13 protein-coding genes and 2 pseudogenes are annotated in these 16,324 nt (G+C 59.5%); 10 read left to right on the top strand and 5 right to left on the bottom strand.

Going from position 1 to position 16,324, the window contains the following annotated elements; all coding sequences use genetic code 11:
• Window positions 1-25: 25 nt before the first annotated feature.
• The 3 genes and pseudogenes from HMPREF3096_RS23180 to HMPREF3096_RS23170 form a co-directional block, all read right to left on the bottom strand.
• Window positions 26-1,678: pseudogene (locus HMPREF3096_RS23180) on the bottom strand (MFS transporter).
• A complete protein-coding gene (locus HMPREF3096_RS23175; RefSeq protein WP_008805105.1) occupies window positions 1,678-2,109 on the bottom strand; it encodes a MarR family winged helix-turn-helix transcriptional regulator in 432 nt (143 codons plus the stop codon). The pseudogene HMPREF3096_RS23180 and the gene HMPREF3096_RS23175 overlap by 1 nt, the downstream one beginning before the upstream one ends.
• A 137-nt stretch (window positions 2,110-2,246) precedes the next feature.
• Window positions 2,247-3,161: a LysR family transcriptional regulator gene (locus HMPREF3096_RS23170; protein WP_022065672.1), complete on the bottom strand. Its 915-nt coding sequence runs from the start codon at window positions 3,159-3,161 to the stop codon at window positions 2,247-2,249.
• Window positions 3,162-3,261: 100 nt separating this feature from the next.
• On the opposite strand from HMPREF3096_RS23170, the gene HMPREF3096_RS23165 reads away from it, so the two are divergent.
• From HMPREF3096_RS23165 to HMPREF3096_RS23135, 7 genes are all read left to right on the top strand, one after another.
• Window positions 3,262-4,260, top strand: a complete 999-nt coding sequence (locus HMPREF3096_RS23165) for an aldo/keto reductase (protein WP_032730234.1) — start codon at window positions 3,262-3,264, stop codon at window positions 4,258-4,260.
• A gap of 49 nt (window positions 4,261-4,309) precedes the next feature.
• A complete protein-coding gene (locus HMPREF3096_RS23160; protein ID WP_032730236.1) occupies window positions 4,310-5,497 on the top strand; it encodes an MFS transporter in 1,188 nt (395 codons plus the stop codon).
• Window positions 5,494-6,558, top strand: a complete 1,065-nt coding sequence (locus HMPREF3096_RS23155; protein WP_032730237.1) for an aldo/keto reductase — start codon at window positions 5,494-5,496, stop codon at window positions 6,556-6,558. Before HMPREF3096_RS23160 ends, HMPREF3096_RS23155 begins: the two co-directional genes overlap by 4 nt.
• A gap of 61 nt (window positions 6,559-6,619) precedes the next feature.
• The gene (locus tag HMPREF3096_RS23150; RefSeq protein WP_032730238.1) at window positions 6,620-8,104 is read left to right on the top strand and encodes an FAD-dependent oxidoreductase; all 1,485 of its coding nucleotides are present in this window, start codon (window positions 6,620-6,622) and stop codon (window positions 8,102-8,104) included.
• 2 nt (window positions 8,105-8,106) lie between these two features.
• A complete protein-coding gene (locus HMPREF3096_RS23145; protein ID WP_070544652.1) occupies window positions 8,107-9,312 on the top strand; it encodes an acetyl-CoA C-acyltransferase in 1,206 nt (401 codons plus the stop codon).
• Between the two features lie 13 nt (window positions 9,313-9,325).
• The gene (locus tag HMPREF3096_RS23140; RefSeq protein WP_012541915.1) at window positions 9,326-10,111 is read left to right on the top strand and encodes an AfsA-related hotdog domain-containing protein; all 786 of its coding nucleotides are present in this window, start codon (window positions 9,326-9,328) and stop codon (window positions 10,109-10,111) included.
• Window positions 10,092-10,745 (top strand): HAD family hydrolase, encoded by a 654-nt coding sequence (locus HMPREF3096_RS23135; protein WP_016160925.1) that lies wholly within the window; start codon window positions 10,092-10,094, stop codon window positions 10,743-10,745. Before HMPREF3096_RS23140 ends, HMPREF3096_RS23135 begins: the two co-directional genes overlap by 20 nt.
• 64 nt (window positions 10,746-10,809) lie before the next feature.
• On the opposite strand, the gene HMPREF3096_RS23130 is transcribed toward HMPREF3096_RS23135, so the two are convergent.
• Both HMPREF3096_RS23130 and HMPREF3096_RS31080 read right to left on the bottom strand, forming a co-directional pair.
• The gene (locus HMPREF3096_RS23130) at window positions 10,810-12,084 is read right to left on the bottom strand and encodes a Glu/Leu/Phe/Val family dehydrogenase (RefSeq protein WP_008805096.1); all 1,275 of its coding nucleotides are present in this window, start codon (window positions 12,082-12,084) and stop codon (window positions 10,810-10,812) included.
• A gap of 212 nt (window positions 12,085-12,296) precedes the next feature.
• A pseudogene (locus HMPREF3096_RS31080) lies at window positions 12,297-12,443 on the bottom strand (hypothetical protein).
• A gap of 169 nt (window positions 12,444-12,612) precedes the next feature.
• Here HMPREF3096_RS31080 and HMPREF3096_RS23125 point away from each other — a divergent pair.
• Genes HMPREF3096_RS23125 through astD form a run of 3 tightly spaced genes read left to right on the top strand, consistent with a single transcriptional unit; the run spans window position 12,613 to window position 16,316 of the window.
• Complete coding sequence (locus HMPREF3096_RS23125) at window positions 12,613-13,818, top strand: bifunctional succinylornithine transaminase/acetylornithine transaminase (protein WP_012968351.1); 1,206 nt, start codon at window positions 12,613-12,615, stop codon at window positions 13,816-13,818.
• An 18-nt stretch (window positions 13,819-13,836) separates the two neighbouring features.
• The gene (astA, locus tag HMPREF3096_RS23120) at window positions 13,837-14,859 is read left to right on the top strand and encodes an arginine N-succinyltransferase (RefSeq protein ID WP_012968350.1); all 1,023 of its coding nucleotides are present in this window, start codon (window positions 13,837-13,839) and stop codon (window positions 14,857-14,859) included.
• Window positions 14,850-16,316, top strand: a complete 1,467-nt coding sequence (gene astD, locus HMPREF3096_RS23115) for a succinylglutamate-semialdehyde dehydrogenase (protein WP_012541912.1) — start codon at window positions 14,850-14,852, stop codon at window positions 16,314-16,316. Before astA ends, astD begins: the two co-directional genes overlap by 10 nt.
• Window positions 16,317-16,324 lie beyond the last annotated feature (8 nt).

The raw sequence follows: 16,324 nt of genomic DNA, 5'->3' as shown, positions 1-16,324 counted from the left end.
GACTCCAGAGATGAAATGATGATAATTATTTGCTGCCGGTGGCGCGTTTTAAGGCGATACGGGCGGTCAGTCGTAAGCGAATTAAGCGCCAGAAAACCCACACTAATGTGCCGGCGGAGATGGCCGCCGTCAGCAGATAGGTGTCATTCCAGGCGAGAATATTGGCCTGCAGCGTCGCGGCGTTTTGCAGCAGGGTGGTGGCCTGAACGTTAAGCAGGGTGCTGTCGCCGATCTGGCTCTGATACATCTGGCTATACTGCTGCAGCCGCTCGACGATCAGCGGGTTCAGGGTGGTGATCTGGTCCGCCAGCTGGCTGGAGTGAAATTTTTCCCGCCAGGTCTGGAAGGTGCCGAGGATCGCCGACCCCAGCAGACCGCCGATGTTCTGGCTCATGCCGAATAGCACCGAGAAGCTGACCAGGTTGCGCGGATCGGCAAACACGCCGCCAATGCCGGCGAGCATCGCCGGGGCCAGAAAGAAGGCGCTGCCGAAGCCGAGTAAAAACTGGCTGAACATTAATTGTTCCGGACGGGTGAGGGCGTTGGACTGGCTGTCGAGCAGCGAGGCTACCATGATCAGCGCCAGGGCGGTGGCGGTCGGCCAGTAGAGCTTCTGCGGGTTGAGCGTCAGACAACTGGCGATGATCCCGCACAGAATGCCGGCGAAAATTGACCATGCGAGGTTAGTCATCTGTTCGTTTTGCAGACCAACGTACTGCAACCAGCCGATGACCCCGGTGTTTTGCTCCGCCAGCACGATGCGGATCAGCAGCATAATCAAGCCGAGGCGTACGATGCTGCCGCTGGAGAGCCACTTGGTATTGAGCAGGGGATTGCTGCGGTTATGCTCAAAGGCGATAGCGGCGACGATCAGCACCACCGCTGCCGCCAGCGACCAGCCGATCCACGGCGCTTCAAACCACCACTCGAGCCGCCCCAGCGACAGCACGGCGCACACCAGCGCCATGCCGGGCGCCAGCAGAAAGAAGGTGATAAAATCCTTCTTCTCGAACACCTTTTTACGATCGCTCGGCGGCAGTTTCAGCGCGATGACGCAGGCCAGCGACACCAGCGCCAGCCCCAGTTCAAAGAAGTAAAGGCCGCGCCATTCATCGATCTGCAGCAGTTCGGTGGAAAAGAGACGCGCCAGCGGAATGGCCAGCGACGAGCCGGTGATGCCGATGGTTAGCCCTTTCAGGCGGTGGCGTGCGGGCCAGGCCTGCACCTGGTAGTAGATCCCCAGCGAGCTGAGCGCTGCGGCCACCATGCCGTGGGCGGCGCGGACCATCATCGCCGAGCTGAGATCGTTGACGAACAGGTGGAAAAAGGTGACCAGCACATAGAGCACCAGAAAGCCTTCGGTAAAGGCGCGCAGCCCAAACTGCTGGCGAAATTTCACCAGCAGCAGGTTGATGGAGACGTTGGTCATGACGTACACCGCCGGCAGCCAGGCGATCTCGGTCGACCAGGCGGCGAAGGTGCCCTGCAGCAGCTGCAGGTTGGCGGTGACCACCGCGTTGCCCAGCGCGCCGGTGAGGCACACCAGCAGGCCGACCACGCCATAGGCGAGACGTTTCTGCGGACTGTGCAGCGGCGTCGAGGGCGAGCCAAGCAGGGCTGGTTTTTCATGCGGCGCCCAGTTATGCGGGGCATAGGGGTTATCCTGGCGACGGGGCATTATTTCTTCTCCACTTCGCGCAGCAGTTTTTCCAGCACCCGCTGAGTTTGCTCCCGCTCCTGCGGGGTAATCGCCGTCAGGATCTCTTCGCGCAGATCGTCCGCCACCGTTTTGACCTGCTCATACAGCGCCATTCCCTGCTCGGTGGCGACCAGCAGCCGCTTACGTTTATCGCTGGCGGTGGTGACACGCTCCACCAGGCCGAGGGCGACCAGCCGGTTGATCAGCGGCACAATGGTCGGACTCTCTACCCCCAGCTCCTGCGCCAGTTCGCTTTGCGACAGCGGCTGTGGCTGGCGGGCAATGGCCGCGACCGCCACCCAACTGGCCTGGCTCAGGCCAAGGTCCTTTAGCCGACGGTTGACCGCCAGCCGCCAGTGATGGGCGGTGAGGTATAAAAGATGGGAGAAGTTAAGCTGTCGATTGTCCATAGGTCGTCTGTCAATATCGTTAGAGCTCTAACGAGTTTATGTCGGGCGACCGCCATAATTCAAGGCGAAGGAAAAAAATTGGTTAACGGTATGTGCGTTTATTGTGGCAAATAGCGATGGGTTAACCCGCGAGCCCTCTACTCACTGAGGATGCTCTTATTCTGCGCCATGACCCAGGTGATAAAGGCCCGTAGCGGCACCGGTATATGTTTCCGGCTCGGGTAGTAGACGCAGAAATGGTCGGCAGGATAGTGGTAGTCGGGTAACAAACGGACCAGGCTGCCCGCGCTCAACTGCTGCGTCACCAGCGACTGATAGACAAAGGCGATGCCTAATCCGCTCTCCGCCGCCTGGATCATCGCCGTATCGGAATCAACGACCAGATCGCCTCTGACCGCGACTTCGCTTGGCTCACCGCTGGGGCTAATAAACTCCCAACGGTACTTTTCGCCGCTGGGAAAACAGCGGTTGATGCAGCGGAAATTGACCAGCGACTGCGGGGTGTCGGGCTCGCCGGCCTCGCGGATATAGGCCGGGCTGGCCACCGGGATCAGCGACAGCTTCTCGCCAAAGGGGATGGCAATCATATCTTTGGGCACATCCTGCGAATAGCGAATACCGGCGTCAAAACCGGACTCAATAATATTGACTTTCCGATCGGTGGTATACAGTTCGAGCGTTACATCGGGATAGGCGGTTTTAAAGGCAATAAAATAGTGTTGAAAAAACAGGTCAAGAACAATACGCGGTAAATTGACTTTCACCACGCCTTCCGGCGTCAGGCGATGATAATTCAGGCTGTCAACCACCCGGCGATAATCATTGACCACCGGCGTCATATTATTAAGAAATTCCTCACCCACGGCAGTTAATGACAAACTGCGCGTCGAGCGATTCAGCAGGCGTACGCCTAACTTTTCTTCCAGATGATTAATAGCGCTGGTGAGGGCCGGTGGTGAAAGATTTAATGCCCTGGCGGCCTGGCGAAAACTGCCATGTTTCACTATGAGTATTAATATTTCAATTTGTTGCAAATCCGGCAAGGTTTTCATTGTTAATTTCCAGCTAACACCGCGTTCGGAATAGATTAATTGTTATCAATGTAAAAGGGAAGTATATATTTAATAACATTCAGCACGTAAGGAAAATAAGGTGAAAACACGTTATCTCGGAAAAGAGAAGTTCCAGGTTTCCGCATTGGGTCTCGGGTGTATGGGAATGAGTTTCGCCTACGGCGGCGCCGAGGAGTCGCAGGCGATTAATACGATTCATGCCGCGGTGGACATGGGCGTGACCTTCCTGGATTCTGCCGAAGTGTATGGTCCTTTCGATAATGAAGTTCTTGTCGGGAAAGCGATAAAAGGTATCCGCGATAAGGTGCAGATTGCCACCAAGTTTGGTTTTCGTATTTTGCCGACCGGCCAGGGACTGGAGCGGATGGCCGGCGTCGACAGTCGTCCGGAACATATTCGCGAGTCAGTGGAAGGGTCGCTGAAGCGGCTGAATATCGAAACCATCGATCTGCTCTATCAGCACCGCGTCGATCCGGCGGTGCCGGTGGAAGACGTGGTGGGCACCATGGCCGACCTGGTTAAAGAGGGGAAAATTCGCCATATCGGACTGTCGGAAGTCTCAGCCCAGACGCTGCGCCGGGCCTGCAAGGTGTATCCGATTACCGCCGTGCAGACGGAATACTCGCTGTGGACCCGCGAGCCGGAGGCCGGTATTCTCAACGCCTGCCGCGAGCTGGGGGTGGGCTTTGTCCCATACAGCCCGCTGGGGCGCGGCTTCCTGACGGGAAAAATCACCGATCCTGGCGTCTTCGCTGAGGATGATTTCCGCCGCAATCTGCCGCGCTTCCAGACCGAGACCATGCGCAAAAACCAGCTGCTGCTTGAGCGCCTGCAGCAGGTGGCCACGCGCTATGACGCGACCCTTGCGCAGATTGCCCTTGCCTGGGTCATGAGCAAAGGCGAGGATATCGTGCCTATCCCGGGGGTGAGAAAAATTGCCCATCTGCGTGATAATGCCGGAGCCGCGAATATTACCCTCTCTCCTGAGGATATTCTCACCATCGAAGATATTTTCACTCCCGATAACGTCACTGGCTTACGCTATAACCAGGGCGACTTTAACTTAATCGAAAAATAACTCCCTGAATACTATTCTCCCGCCGTCCTGGCGGGAGATGAGGTTACTTATGACTATTGCTGTTTCCCGTTCGACGGGATTGCCTGCGGCAGTTTATGCGCTTTCCGTGGGCTCATTTGGTATTGGTACCACCGAATTTGTGATTATGGGATTATTACTTGATGTGGCCCATGATTTTCATATATCCATTACGCTTGCCGCCTGGTCTATTACCGCTTATGCCTGTGGGGTGGTGATTGGCGCGCCGCTCCTCACACCGCTATTAAGCCGCTACCCCAAAAAACCGGCGTTGTTATTTCTGATGATCTTATTTTCCATCGGTAATTTAGGTTGTGGTATTGCCGGTAATATGACCATGCTAATTATTTTTCGGGTAATAACCGCCTTAGCCCACGCCTCATTCTTCGGCATCAGTTCGGTTTATGCCGCGGAGCTGGCGCCGGTGGATAAACGGGCTTCGGCGGTCTCCGCCGTCTTTCTCGGCGCCACCCTGGCCAATATTCTGGGCGTGCCCCTCGGCGCCTGGGTAGGGCAATATCTTGGCTGGCGCTACACCTTCTTTATGGTCACGCTGATTGGCATTCTTTCCGCCCTGGCAGTCATTGCCCTGGTGCCCGGCCGTCAGGCCCAACCGGCGGTGCAGAGTCGGATCCGCGACGAGCTGAAGGTGCTGCGCCATCCGACGGTGCTGCGCAGCCTGCTGATCACCGCGCTCGGGTTTTCCGGCGTCTTCGCCGCCTTTACCTACATTGCGCCCATGCTGAAAACCGTCACCGGGATGAGCGACCATCTCATTCCACCGGTGCTGGTGCTGTTTGGCGTCGGGATGGTCGCCGGGAATCACCTCGGCGGCCGCCTGACCGACGGTGGGGTCCGCCGGGCGCTGCTGCTGACCCTGGCCTTGCTTATCGTCGTCCTGTGCCTCTTTCCGTTCGCCATTCAGACGCTACCCGGCGCCTGCGCGGCGGTGTTTCTGCTGGGGGCGGCGATGTTCTCCACCATTCCGCCGCTGCAGATGCAGGCGCTGGACAGCAGTGAGACCGGCAAAAGCATGGTCTCCTCGTGCAATATCGCCGCCTTTAACCTCGGCAATGCCGCTGGCGCCTGGTTTGGTGGGCTGTTGCTCACCGCCGGCGTCTCCCTCTCGCATATTCCCCTGGCCGGTGCATGCCTGACCGCCAGCGGATTTGTTATCGCTAGTGTGACGTTGTCACCTTTAAAAGGAAGTCAAGCATGAAGTATCGGTATTTAGGTTCCACCGGGCTGTCGGTGTCGGAGCTCTGTTTTGGCGCCATGACGTTTGGTGAAAAAGGGGCCTTTCTCGGCGCGCCGGGACGCAACTGGTCGGAATTCGGCGTGGTGCCTGAGCATACGGCATACGATCTGGTGTACAAAGCGCTGGACGCCGGGATTAACTTTTTTGATACCGCGGACTGTTATAAAAACGGCCAGGGCGAAGAGCTGCTCGGTAACGCGCTGAAGGGGAAACGCCAGCAGGTGATTATCGGCACCAAAGGACGCTGGCAGACCGACCCCAATCCGAACGCGCTGGGGGCGTCGCGCTACCATATTATTAATGCCGTCGACGCCAGCCTGCAGCGGCTGAAAACGGATTATATCGATATCTATCATCTCCACGGGTTCGATCCGCGCACCGCGCTGGAGGATACCCTGCGGACGCTGGATGCGTTGATTCGCGCCGGGAAAATTCGCTACATCGGGGTCTCCAACTACGCGGCCTGGCAGCTGGCGAAGGCGCAGGGGATCTCAGAGCGCCTCGGACTGGAAAAATTCTGCGTCTATCAGGGCTATTACAATATCGCCGCGCGAGAACTGGAGCATGAGATTATCCCGCTCAGCGTCGATCAGAACGTCGGCATCACCGTCTGGAGCCCGCTGGCCGGGGGCTTCCTCACCGGTAAATACCCTCGCAATCAGGCGTTTCCTGAGGGCAGTCGGCTGGCGAACGCCACCCCGTTTGAGTCGGCGCCGATCGCCAATCGCGAACAAGCCTGGCAGACTCTGGAAGTGATGCAGGAGATTGCCCGTCAGCGCAACGCCAGCGTGGCGCAGGTGGCGCTCAACTGGTTGCGTACCCGCCCGGGGATCACATCGCTGGTGATCGGCGCGACCAAACTCGCCCAGCTGGAGGATAACCTGGCGGCACTGAACTGGACGCTGAGCGACGAGGAGGCGGCGATCCTCAACAGCGTGAGCGAAAAAGAGAAGCCTTATCCCTACTGGCATATCTGCAATGTCGCCGGCGATCGCCGTCTGGCCGACGATATCTACCCCTAACTCACCCTGCACCCAGGCAACACGCGTATGCCCCCCTGGGGGCATACAGAGAGGCTCGATCGTGAAAAAAGTACTCATTGTTGGCGCCGGCCCGGTAGGGTTAATCATTGGCTGCTATCTGAATAAGTATGGAATTGATTTTGATATTATTGATAAAAATACACACAGCACCACCTGGTCCAAAGCGCTGAGCGTCAGTCCGGCGACGATTAAAGCCTTCCACGGCTTAGCCCTTGCCGGGGAGCTGACCGCCCAGGGCAAGCAGGTTCCGTCAATTTACGCCTGGTATAAAAACCGCAAGTTTCTGCATATTGATAACCGCCATCTCCCCACCTGCTATCCCTTCCATGTCAGTATCCCGCAGCCGCGGACGGAGAAGATCCTTGAAACGGCGCTGGCCGAGGCCGGTCAACTGGTGAAACGCGGACATCAGCTGGTCTCCTGGCGGCGGGAGGAAGGGCGCTATCACGTCTCTCTGCTCGACGATGCCCGCCGGGCCTGTTCCGCTACCTATGACTATATTATCGGCGCCGACGGCGCGGCCAGCACCGTCCGGGAGCTGGCCGGGATTGGCTTTAGCGGCCATGATTACCCGCTGCATTTTGTAATGGCGGACGTGCAGTTCGCCAGCGCGGCGACGCTCCCGGGAACCTCTTACTATATTGACGAGCTGGGCTTTCTGATCTTTCTGCCCATGCCGGACAATCAGGTCAGGATCGTGATTAAAAGAGCCGGTCGATTACCGTCGCCGCGTCCGGTGCCGGATCTGCAGGAGATCAACGTGGCGCTGGCGCGCTTCTGCCCCGAGGTTCCTCCGGCGCAGGCGCTGACCTGGTCCTCCAGCGCCAACTTCTATAACCGGATCGCCGATGACAATCTGCAGCACAATATCATGCTGGCAGGCGATGCTTTCCATCTGTTCAGTCCGATTGGCGGGCAGGGGATGAATACCGGTATTCAGGATGCGATTAACCTGGCCTGGAAGCTGGCCTTTTACCTGCATGGCGTCGCCAGCGACCGGCTGCTGGCATCCTATCGCACCGAGCGCTTCGCCGCGGTGAGCGGCGTGCTGCATGCCACCGATCACGATACCGGCCTGATCGCCGGTCTGGTGCCGAAAAATCATATCGACGCGGTCTACTTTCCGGAGTTTTGCAATCGTCACTATTATCGCCACCAGCTGCCGCTGCAGTACGCCGGCTTTGCCGCGCCGCAGTGCGCTCACCCGAACGGCCTGATGGGCCACCATGTTCCGTGGTACGTCTTTACCTCGCCGCAGGCAACGTTTCGCAACAGTTATGACGCCTTCGCCAGCGGTAAGGTCGTGGTCTTTTCCGCGCGCGTCGACTGTCCTCCCTTATCCCGCCTGAAACCTGGCGGCTGGTTTATATTCTGCGCCCTTGACCCGGCGGACGAGGCGTTTCTCGAGGCGCTACAGATTGGCCGCGATGACTATGCGGTGATCAATCCTGATGGCTATGTGGGCTTTACCGGTGGCGAAGCCGGGACCTCGCAGTATCTTTCCTCGCTCTACGTAATGGAATAATCATGAATAAAGTGTATATCGTCGCGGCCTGCCGTACGCCGGTGGGGCGTTTTCTTGGCGCCCTGAAAACGGTCTCTGCGGTGGAACTGGCCGCGCTCACCGTCCGCCACAACCTGCAGCAGGCCGGGATTGACCCGGCGTGGATTGACGAAGTGATCTGCGGCTGCGTCCTCGCCGCCGGGCAGAGGATGGGGCCGGCGCGTCAGGTCGCGCTGCGGGCGGGGATCCCGGTGCAAAAGCCGGCTTACACCCTGAATATGATCTGCGGTAGCGGCATGAAAAGTATTACCGAGGGGGCGATCCATATCCAGAGCGGTTATGCCGACCTGGTCGTCGCTGGCGGGATGGAAAACATGAGCCAGGCGCCGTTTTTGCTGCGGGGAGAGATAAGGGGCGGCATGAAATTTGGCGCGTTCAGCAGTGAGGATCTGATCCAGAGCGATGGCTTAACCGATCCGCTGTTGCATATTCCGATGGGGGAAACGGCGGAGGCCATCGCCGCGCATGAGCAGATCTCGCGCGCAGAACAGGACCAGTACGCGCTGGACAGCCATCAAAAAGCCTCCGCCGCCAGCCGCGCCGGCCATTTTGCCGAGGAGATCGTGCCGGTGACGGTCAGCGGGAAGCGGGGCGTCAGCGTGGTCCGCGAGGATGAGCAGATCCGCCATGACCTTAGCGCCGACCAGCTGGCGGCGCTGAAACCGGCTTTTCGTCGCGACGGGAGCGTCACGGCGGGCAACGCCTCGGGGCTGAACGACGGCGCGGCGTCAGTGATCCTCGCCTCGGCGCGCGCCGTTGCGCAGTACGGCCTGCGGCCGCTGGCTGAGATAGTCTCCTTCGGCGAGGGCGGCGTCGACCCGGCGATGATGGGGCTTGGGCCGCTGCCGGCCATGACGTGCGCCCTGCGCCGCGGGCGTTTTCAGCTCAGCGATATGGCGCGACTGGAAATTAACGAAGCCTTTGCCGCGCAGGTGCTGGGGGTGGTCAAGGGGCTGGCCCGAGAGCATCAGATGACGGCGGAGGAGATAGCCGCCCGCCTGAACGTCAACGGCGGCGCGATTGCCCTCGGGCACCCGCTTGGCAGTTCCGGAACCCGGATTGTCGTGAGCCTCCTGCACGCGCTGCGCCGGGAGAATAAGCCGACCGGCCTGGCCTCGCTGTGTATCGGCGGCGGGATGGGTATTGCGTTAATTATGAAAGCGATCTGAGGAGACAAGCGCCATGGAAAAATTAATTGTGGTGGGTGAGAAATTTACCGATTTTGCCCGGCGGCATCAGAACGTGCTGACCGTCAACGAGTTTGAGCGTTTTGTCTGGAGCGGCGAGCTCGCCGGCGTCGATAAAATCGTCATTGGTCAGGGCGTGCAGCTCGACGACATCTCCCGCACGGTCTGCATTATTCGTCAGCACTATCCGGATAAAATCCGCCAGATCGTCAATCTGCAGGATCTCTATTATCAAAACAACCGCGATCATCAGCGGCTGGTGCATAAACGTAAAAAAGAGAACATCCTCATCACCTCGCCGGAAAAACGCGATGAAGATAGCTATTGCGCGCGTCTGATCCTGCAGGACGCCTCGGAGCTGCTCTGCGACCACCAGACCGGGCAACACATCCAGGGGATGGTGCTGATCGAGGCGGCGCGGCAAACCATCATCGCCACCTCGGAGAAATTTCTGCTGGCGGAGGCGGGCGTGGCGATGGACGAGAAGTACTTCACGCTGAGCTCGCTGCAGGTAGCTTTTTCCAGCTTTGTTTTCCCGCTGCCGGTGACCATTGTGCTGAATGTGGTGTCGCGCAAAAGCTCAGCCCACGGCCGCTTTACCTGCGAGTGTTCGGTCGGTTTTGACCAGACCGGCACCCGCAAAGCGGAAGTCGGCTTTAGCTTCAGCGTCTATGACCTGAACTACATTACTCGTAAGGAGTGTGAGCAGGCGGCGCTCTGCCATCAACATTATCTGGTCAGTATTGAGCAGGGGGACGGGGATGAGCATCGCCTTTTTTGACGTGGATGAAACGCTGATTACCGGCAAAAGTATGTTCCTGTTTCTGCACCGCTATGCCGAGGAATATCCGCTGCAGTGCGGTTTGACGGCCGCGGCGATTGTCCGCCAGCTCCAGGCGCTTAGCAAAGCGGGTCAACCGCGGGAGGCAATCAATCGCTACTACTATTCGCTGTTTCGCCATGAGCCGCGCGCCCAGGTACGGGCGGTTGCTGAGGCACTGTATCGCGAAGGTGGGTACGGTTTTCACCGTGAGGTGGTGGCGATCCTCCGGCAACATCAGGCGCGCGGGGATGACGTGGTGTTTGTCTCCGGATCGATGACCGACATTCTCTGGCCAGCGATGGCGGCGCTGGGGGTGGAGCATGCCCTGTGTTCAGAGCCGGTGGTGGTTGACGAACACTATACCGGGGAACTCTGGCGGACCGCCATTGGCGAACATAAGGCGTTGCATGCTCAACGCTACGCGCAGGAACGGGGCCAGCCGCTGGCGGCGTGCTATGCCTTTGGGGACCATATCTCGGATCTGCCGCTGCTCGCGCTGGTTGGCAACCCCTGCGCGGTCAATCCGTGCGCGGCGCTGCTGGCGGAGTCGCAGCGTCGGGGATGGCCGGTGCTGTGGTCTAACGGCGGTTGACGGCACGATAGCGAAAAAAAGGGGGCGGCGCTACGCCACCCCCTGATTCACACCCTGACGGGGATCAGCCCGGGTAGATGCCGCGGTCTTTACGCGCCATCAGGATGCGCTCGCAGGCCACGATATAGGCGGCGGTACGCAGCGTACACGCTTTCTCGGCGGCTTTATCGCAGACGTGAATAATGGCGTCGGTCATGATGCGGTCCATCTTGGCGTTGATCTCTTCTTCGCTCCAGAAGAAGCTGGCCATATCCTGCACCCACTCAAAATAGCTGACGGTCACCCCACCGGCGTTACAGATAACGTCCGGCACTACGATCACGCCGCGCTCGGCCAGCACGTCGTCCGCTTCCGGATAGGTTGGGCCGTTGGCCCCTTCCAGCACCAGTTTGCAGGTCAGCTTCTCCGCGCGCTCGCGGGTGATTTGCCCTTCCAGTGCCGCCGGGATCAGAATGTCCATCGGGGTGGTCCAGAAGGCGTCTTTATCGATCTCCTGGGCGCCAGGGAAACCGGCAATCTGCTTTTTCTCCGCCTGCCAGGCGGTGAGGGCGGCCATATCAATCCCGCCTTCGTTATACAGGGTCGCGGTATGATCCTGAATGACCACCACGCGGGCGCCGACGCCGGCGAACAGGCGGGCTGCTTCGCTACCGACGTTACCAAAGCCCTGCAGCGCGACTTTGGCGCCTTCAATTTCGATACCGGCGCGACGAGCCACTTCCCGGCCGGTGACAAATACGCCACGCCCGGTGGCCTTTTCACGGCCGAGGGAGCCGCCGAGGTGGATCGGTTTGCCGGTGACCACGCCGGTAATGGTGGTGCCATGGTTCATGGAGTAGGTGTCCATCATCCATGCCATCACTTTACCGTTGGTGCCGACGTCCGGCGCCGGAATATCTTTCTGCGGCCCGATAATAATGCCGATTTCGCTGGTGTAGCGGCGGGTCAGACGCTCCAGTTCACCTTCTGACAGTGAGAAGGGGTCGACGCGAATGCCGCCTTTGGCCCCGCCGTAAGGAATATTGACCGCGGCGCACTTAATGGTCATCCAGGCAGAAAGTGCCATGACTTCGTTAAGATCGACATCCGGATGGTAGCGAACACCACCTTTACCCGGTCCACGCGACAGATTGTGCTGAACGCGATAGCCCTCGAAGTGGCGGATGGTGCCGTCGTCCATTTGCACAGGAATGTCGACGATCAGCGCACGCTTCGGATGGCGCAGGGTTTCCACCCAGTAGGCAAGATCGCCGAGATAAGGCGCGACACGGTCGATCTGGCGCAGGTAGGTGGTCCATGGAGATGTACTACTTTCAGATGCGTAAGATAACTTTTCCATAAGAGTCCTGTTTCTCAGTGTTATTTATGTCGTGTAAAACCGTGGAATAGCTACAGCAGTAAACTCTGTGCAATGAATGGTATCACCAATTTTATAAAGCGGTATTTGACGGCAATTCCGATTTTTAAATTTTTGTTAGATTTTTTATTTTTTAAGTGAATAACTACGCACGCCAACCACCTGCAAGCTGTGCATTTTAATTCACTTTTTATTCACTTAAGTGCATAGAAAAATATTTTTTCTATGTTTTTCATTATCTTGATGATCTTCAAAAAGTGAATAAATTGCTTCCACCCGTATTGACAATCTTATTGTTCACAGGCCAGCATTAGCCCACACAACAACATGACGTTAACCATGAATTAACAAATACCCGCAAAATAAATAGGGCTTATTTTTCCTGTGGTGAATATTTTTGCCATCACAGCGGGCGCGCTCGTGTCCAAAATAAGCCGAGGGTCAGGGTTAATGTCGATTGTCCAACGCGGCGGGAGCGTTTTCCGTCGTCTTACGTTCCGGAGATGAATGATGTCAGGCACTATGACTCGCGAAGATTTTGACGCTTACCTGGTTCCCTGTTTTGCCCCCGCGCCGTTTATTCCGGTCAGGGCGGCGGGTTCCCGCGTCTGGGACCAGCAGGGGAAAGAGTATATCGATATGGCGGGCGGCATTGCGGTGAATGCCTTAGGCCATGCCCATCCGGCGCTGGCTCAGGCCCTGCAGGATCAACTGGCGAAACTGTGGCATATCGGCAATGGCTATACCAACGAGCCGGTGCTGCAGCTGGCGAAAACCCTCGTGCAGTCGACCTTTGCCGATAAGGTGTTTTTCTGCAACTCCGGCGCCGAAGCCAACGAGGCCGCTCTCAAACTGGCGCGGAAATACGCTCACGATAAGTTTGGTGGTGAAAAAAGCGAAATCATCGCCTTCAACCATGCCTTCCATGGCCGGACGCTGTTCACCGTCTCCGTCGGCGGCCAGCCGAAATATTCCAGCGATTATGCTCCGCTGCCGCAGGGCATTACCCATCTGCCCTATAACGACATCGAGGCGGTCACCGCGGCCATCTCTTCGCGCACCTGTGCGGTGATCGTCGAGCCGATCATCGGCGAAGGCGGCGTGATACCCGCTGACCCGGCGTTCCTCCAGGCGCTGCGCACCCTCTGCGATCGCCATCACGCGACCCTGATATTCGATGAGGTGCAGACCGGGGCGGGCCGTACCGGCCATCTCTACGCCTACCAGCACTACAACGTCGTCCCGGACATCCTCACCAGCGCCAAAGGGCTGGGGGGCGGCTTCCCAATCGGCGCGATGCTGGCGAAAGAGGCCTGGGCGCAGGTCTTCCAGCCCGGCACCCATGGCACCACCTTCGGCGGCAACCCGCTGGCGGCGACCGTCGCTAACGCCGTGCTGGCCCATCTCGATGCGCCGCTGCTGGCGGGCGTTGGCGAGCGCCATGCGCTGATTGTTGACCAGTTGAATGCGATCTCTGCCCGTTACGATGCGTTCAGCGCCGTGCGCGGCACCGGTCTGCTGATCGGCGCTGAGCTGGCGGGGCCGCTGCGCGGCAAGGCCAAAACGTTGACCAACCTGGCGGCGGAAGAGGGGCTGATCGCCCTGATTGCCGGCCCGGACGTGCTGCGCTTCGCGCCGGCGCTCAATATCCCGCTGGCGGATATTGCGGAAGCCTTCGTGCGCCTTGATCGCGCCGTTGCTCGCTTAACCCGCTAACCGGGAGGACGGCCTGTGATGCTATTTCGTCCCGTACGGGAAAACGATCTCGACGACATCGTCCGCCTTGCCGCGCGGGCGGGGGTCGGCATGACCTCCTTACCGCATGATGCCGGGCGCCTGGCCGCCCGTATCCAGCGCAGTATCGAGACCTTCGCCGGCGAACTGCCGCGCGGCCAGCAGGGTTTCCTGTTTGTGCTGGAAGACACCGCGCTGGCGCGGGTGGTGGGGGTGAGCGCCATTGAGGTCGCGGTGGGCCTGGACGAGCCGTTTTACAATTTTCGCATTCAGAAAACGGTTCGCGCCTCGAAAGCGCTGGGAGTCTATAAGCCTCAGGAGCTGCTTAATCTCAGCTATGACCACACCGGGCACAGCGAACTGTGTACGCTGTTTCTCGACCCGGCCTATCAGCGCAACCGCAATGGTCTGCTGCTCTCCAAGGCGCGCTTTTTATTTATCGCCGCCTTCCGCGAGTGGTTTTCCCCGTACCTGTTTGCCGAACTGCGCGGCTGCAGCGATGAGCAGGGGCAGTCGCCGTTCTGGGATGCGCTGGGCCATCACTTCTTCGACATCCCGTTTGCCGATGCTGACCGGCTGACCGGCACCGGCATGAAAACCTTTATTGCCGAACTGATGCCGGCTTACCCGATCTATATATCACTGCTGCCGGAAGCGGCCCGCGAGGTCATCGGTCAGGTGCATCCCAATACCGCCCCGGCGCGGGCGATCCTCGAGAAAGAGGGATTCAGCTGGCGCGGCTCGGTGGATATTTTCGATGCCGGACCGGTGCTGGAGGCGAACACCGATCAGATCCGCGCCGTGCGCGATAGCCAGTGCCTGCCGGCCCAGCAGCTGATGGGCGCCCTGCCGGCGCCGACGCTCGTCGCCAACGGTCAGTTCGACAATTTCCGGGCGCTGCTGGTGGCCCACGAAGAGCAGGTCTCACTGGACGCCGCCGCGCTGGACGCGCTGCAGGTCAGTGAAACCGACCGCGTTTATACGGTAACCCTGAATCCAGAGGAAAACAGATCATGGCGGTAAAAGCACAGTTTATAGCCGGGCAGTGGCAGGCGGGCAGTGGGGCAACGATGAGCAAACTGGCCCCGGAGGATCAGTCGCTGCTGTGGCAGGCGGCCAGCGCGGGTGCCGACGACGTCCAGGCGGCCTGCGCCGCGGCGCGCGCGGCATTTTACCCCTGGTCGCACCGGCCGCTGGCCGAGCGTATTGCCGTGGTGGAGCGTTTTGCCGCGCTGCTGGAGACACATAAAGAGGCGCTGGCGACCCTGATTTCCCGCGAGACCAGCAAGCCGCTGTGGGAGACCCGCACCGAAGTACAGGCGATGATCGGCAAGGCCGCGATCTCCATCGAGGCCTATCACCAGCGGACGGGCTTTCATGAGTCGACGCTGCCGGACGGAAAAGCACAGCTGCGCCACAAACCGCATGGCGTGATGGCGGTCTTTGGTCCCTACAACTTCCCGGGCCACCTGCCCAACGGGCACATCATTCCGGCACTGATTGCCGGGAATACCATCGTGTTTAAACCCAGCGAGCTGACGCCGGCCACCGCCGAAATGACCGTCCAGCTGTGGCAGCAGGCGGGCGTCCCTGACGGGGTGATCAATCTGCTGCAGGGCGGAAAAACCACTGGCCAGGCGCTGCTGGAAAATCGTGATATCGACGGCGTACTGTTCACCGGCAGCGCGGCGGCGGGTTTCCACTTCCATCGCTATTTCGGCGGCCAGCCGGAGAAGATGCTGGCGCTGGAGATGGGCGGCAACAACGCGCTGATCGTCGCCGACGTGGCCGATGTCGATGCGGCGCTGCATGTGATTATCCAGTCGGCGTTTATCTCCGCCGGGCAGCGCTGCACCTGCGCGCGCCGGCTGATCGTGCCGCGCGGCGAGCAGGGGGATGCGCTGCTGCAGCGGCTGGTCGCGGCCAGCGCGCAGATCCGCGCCGGCAAGTGGGATGACCAGCCCGCGCCGTTTATGGGCGGAGTGATTTCTCTCGACGCCGCGCAGAACATGCTGGCGGCGCAGCAAAAACTGGAGGGGCTCGGCGGCAAGGTGCTGCTGCGCATGCGCCAGCCCGACCCGCACTCCACGGTGCTGACGCCGGGGATCGTCGACGTCACCGGTATCGAGGTGCCGGATGAAGAATACTTTGGCCCGCTGCTGACGGTTATCCGTTATGACGATTTCCCGGAGGCCATTCGCCTCGCCAACCAGACCCGCTATGGCCTGGCCGTCGGGCTGATCTCCAGCGATGCGGCGCAGTTTGAACAGCTGGCGGACGAGGCGCGGGCCGGGATCGTCAACTGGAACAAGCCGCTGACCGGCGCCTCGAGTAAAGCGCCGTTTGGCGGGGTGGGCGCCTCCGGCAACCATCGCGCGGCAGCGTGGTACGCCGCTGATTACTGTGCCTGGCCGATGGCCTCTCTGGTCAGCGATACGCTGACGCTCCCGGCGACGGTATCGCCGGGCCTGCCATTCTGATAACGGAT

The sequence above is a fragment of the Klebsiella sp. HMSC25G12 genome (assembly GCF_001807705.1).
Taxonomy (GTDB): domain Bacteria; phylum Pseudomonadota; class Gammaproteobacteria; order Enterobacterales; family Enterobacteriaceae; genus Klebsiella; species Klebsiella variicola.
This window is presented reverse-complemented; position numbering and strand designations above follow the sequence as displayed.

What these genes read in the sequence shown, in the direction of transcription:
- HMPREF3096_RS23155 (WP_032730237.1), top strand. Translation starts at nt 5,494, where the DNA reads ATGAAGTATCGGTATTTAGGTTCCACCGGGCTGTCGGTGTCGGAGCTC.
- astA (WP_012968350.1), top strand. Translation starts at nt 13,837, where the DNA reads ATGCTATTTCGTCCCGTACGGGAAAACGATCTCGACGACATCGTCCGC.
- HMPREF3096_RS23170 (WP_022065672.1), bottom strand. Translation starts at nt 3,161, where the DNA reads ATGAAAACCTTGCCGGATTTGCAACAAATTGAAATATTAATACTCATA.
- astD (WP_012541912.1), top strand. Translation starts at nt 14,850, where the DNA reads ATGGCGGTAAAAGCACAGTTTATAGCCGGGCAGTGGCAGGCGGGCAGT.
- HMPREF3096_RS23135 (WP_016160925.1), top strand. Translation starts at nt 10,092, where the DNA reads ATGAGCATCGCCTTTTTTGACGTGGATGAAACGCTGATTACCGGCAAA.
- HMPREF3096_RS23145 (WP_070544652.1), top strand. Translation starts at nt 8,107, where the DNA reads ATGAATAAAGTGTATATCGTCGCGGCCTGCCGTACGCCGGTGGGGCGT.
- HMPREF3096_RS23130 (WP_008805096.1), bottom strand. Translation starts at nt 12,084, where the DNA reads ATGGAAAAGTTATCTTACGCATCTGAAAGTAGTACATCTCCATGGACC.
- HMPREF3096_RS23140 (WP_012541915.1), top strand. Translation starts at nt 9,326, where the DNA reads ATGGAAAAATTAATTGTGGTGGGTGAGAAATTTACCGATTTTGCCCGG.
- HMPREF3096_RS23175 (WP_008805105.1), bottom strand. Translation starts at nt 2,109, where the DNA reads ATGGACAATCGACAGCTTAACTTCTCCCATCTTTTATACCTCACCGCC.
- HMPREF3096_RS23125 (WP_012968351.1), top strand. Translation starts at nt 12,613, where the DNA reads ATGTCAGGCACTATGACTCGCGAAGATTTTGACGCTTACCTGGTTCCC.
- HMPREF3096_RS23160 (WP_032730236.1), top strand. Translation starts at nt 4,310, where the DNA reads ATGACTATTGCTGTTTCCCGTTCGACGGGATTGCCTGCGGCAGTTTAT.